We start from the raw sequence: 2,338 nt of genomic DNA, 5'->3' as shown, positions 1-2,338 counted from the left end.
TGTTCGAGCGCCTGGCCGATCTCGTCGTCGGCGACGGACGACAGGGGCCGGCCTTCGCCGAGCTCGGGGACGACCTTGCCGAGCGCCGTGGTGTAGGTCCGGCGGGTGTTGGCGACGGTGATGGCGTCCAGGTAGCGGTCGGCGGCGGTGCGCACGGTCGCCGCTCCGGAGGCGGTCTTGAGGGGGACGACGGTCGCCACGGTTCTCCTTGCCACAGATAACAGGTCCGGCTCATGTCGGAGAACGGGCGCGTTCTCCCTGGTCAATGATCACCCTAGTACAGATAACAGGGCAGTTATCTGCATCAATGAGCGCGCGGAGAGACGGGACCTTGAGCCGTGGGACACGGGATCGTCGGCGCCGTACGGGGGCACGGGCGGCGTGCCCTGCAACGTGCCCTACAAGTGGCCTTACGAGTTGCTCTGCAACCTGCCTCACGACTTGCCCTACAAGTGGCTCCCAGGACAGCGGCGGCCGACGCCGTGCGAGGCCCTGACCTGCGGGTCAAGGGGCGTCCCGTGCGAGCTCCGGGCCGCCGACTACTTCTCTGAGAGACCCTGACGGACGGAGAGAAGTCCTACCCAAGGTGTCCGTAGAGCCTGCTCGCGGCGGCAGGTACGCCCGGCCGCGGCTCGAAGGGCCCGGACAGCCGTCTCCCACGGGAGAAGGATGATCACACCGGGTACCCCGGGTACCCGCTGCGCGCCGGGCTGTCCGGGGGACCCCGGCGACCGACACGGCCTGTGCGTCGTTCTCCGCTCGGGGGCACACACCGATCGACGGAGGCCGGGATGGGAAGAGACGCCAAGCGTGCGAAGCAGGCCCGCAGGGACAGACGTCTGCGGGACACCTCCCGGACGGGCGCCACGGCCACCGTGCGCGAGCTGCGCACCCCCGACGACGTCCTCGACGCCCTGGCGGTGATGCTGCCGCAGCCCAAGACCGGGGACTGGCGGCCCGACGTCATCGGCGTGGACAAGCTCTCCCTGCAGGCCGGCCCCGACGCCTGGCCGCTCCTCAACGGCCACCGGGTCACGGAGGAGATGTGCGCCGCGCTGCGGGCGGACCGCCCGGAGCAGGCCGGCGACTTCGTCTTCGAGGACCTGGTCGCGATGTGCCGGGAGATGGGCCCGCCGGACTTCAGCGACCTCGGCGCGGTCCTCGGCACCATGGGCGGCTGCTCGGGCCTCCAGCTCGACCACGAGGACGGCAGCATGTCCTGCTCGCGCGGCCTGGACTGTCCTGGCGTCGCGCTGCCGCACGCCGGATGGACCGACTGCCGGACCCACGGGGCCTGTGCCCACTGCGACGGTCCGCCGGTCCGGTGGGAGTGCGACCGGCAGCAGGGCTGACGTCAGCACGCCGGACAGCGCTCCCTGAGAGGGCGGCCGGACAGCCCGCCTCCCGAGCCCGCGGCCGCCGGCGTCGCCTGCAGCCGCTCGCCCTTCTCCCCGCACCCCTCATCCGACCCGTTCGCCCCACGGAGTGCTGATCGACTTCTGTGAGAGCGATCCTGCGGGTGGATACGGCGGTGGCTATGGATTGCCACCCTCTGGATACGTGTCGGACCGCAGCGAAGATTTCAGTAGCGCACCAAAGACTTCAGTAGGTTCTTCAGCACGGTGCCGAACAGTTCAGTCAGAACGCGCTGGATCCTGGCGCACGTCGGTCACACATCGCGTGCCAGTCGAGATGCAAGGAGCATGCCCGGTATGGGATACACGGCAAGTGACATCGAGACCTACGGTCGCGCCGTCGACGCCGGTGAGGTGACGTTGGAGGAGGCCGTCTCGGCGCTGGTCGCCGCCAGCGAAGGGGGTCTGGCCCCGCTTGGAGCCGCTGACCTCGTGGCGAACTGGAGGACTGCCCGCCTTGAGTACACGGAGGTGGCCCCCGACGTTCTGCCCGAGGACCCCGACCAGCACCTGGCGTTCGTGAAGGAGTACGGCGAGCGGTCCCGGGCGAGGATCGCTGACCTGGACTTCGCGATGAGGAACGGCGTCATTCCCGCCCGGCTCCAGGACTGACCGCCGCACGGAAGATTTCAGTGTCCAGGTCAGAGACCTGCCGACTGAAATCTTCCCTGCGGGCCGACAATACGGCGTAGTCGGCCGTTTCCGGCCCGGCCGCGAGCGCGGCCGGGCCGGGCGTGCTCCTGGCGGCCGCCGGGGCTACCGGCGGGCGTTGCGGAGGTTCGCGGTGCCGCCGAGGGCGGTTACCGCGCCGCCGATGGTGCCGACGGCGGTCGCGGCCTCCGGGTTGTGCGTCAGCGCCAGCACCACCACCGCGACGATCGAGACGAGCGGCGTGAGGGTGGTCACCCACACGAGCAGCAAGG

2 protein-coding genes and 1 pseudogene are annotated in these 2,338 nt (G+C 70.2%); 2 read left to right on the top strand and 1 reads right to left on the bottom strand.

Annotated elements, in window-relative coordinates; genetic code table 11:
* Window positions 1–200: pseudogene (locus tag VN520_RS20740) on the bottom strand (site-specific integrase); the annotation flags it as partial.
* A 591-nt stretch (window positions 201–791) separates the two neighbouring features.
* On the opposite strand from VN520_RS20740, the gene VN520_RS20735 reads away from it, so the two are divergent.
* Window positions 792–1,352, top strand: coding sequence for a hypothetical protein (locus VN520_RS20735; RefSeq protein ID WP_325748432.1), 561 nt, complete (start codon window positions 792–794; stop codon window positions 1,350–1,352).
* A 360-nt stretch (window positions 1,353–1,712) separates the two neighbouring features.
* On the top strand, window positions 1,713–2,027 hold the full coding sequence (locus tag VN520_RS20730; protein WP_325748431.1) for a hypothetical protein: 315 nt from the start codon (window positions 1,713–1,715) through the stop codon (window positions 2,025–2,027).
* Window positions 2,028–2,338 lie beyond the last annotated feature (311 nt).

It is taken from the genome of Streptomyces sp. (assembly GCF_035563135.1).
Classification (GTDB): domain Bacteria; phylum Actinomycetota; class Actinomycetes; order Streptomycetales; family Streptomycetaceae; genus Streptomyces.
This window is presented reverse-complemented; position numbering and strand designations above follow the sequence as displayed.

Excerpts from the sequence above, each read along its gene's own strand:
- VN520_RS20735 (WP_325748432.1), top strand. The coding sequence starts at position 792 with ATGGGAAGAGACGCCAAGCGTGCGAAGCAGGCCCGCAGGGACAGACGT.
- VN520_RS20730 (WP_325748431.1), top strand. The coding sequence starts at position 1,713 with ATGGGATACACGGCAAGTGACATCGAGACCTACGGTCGCGCCGTCGAC.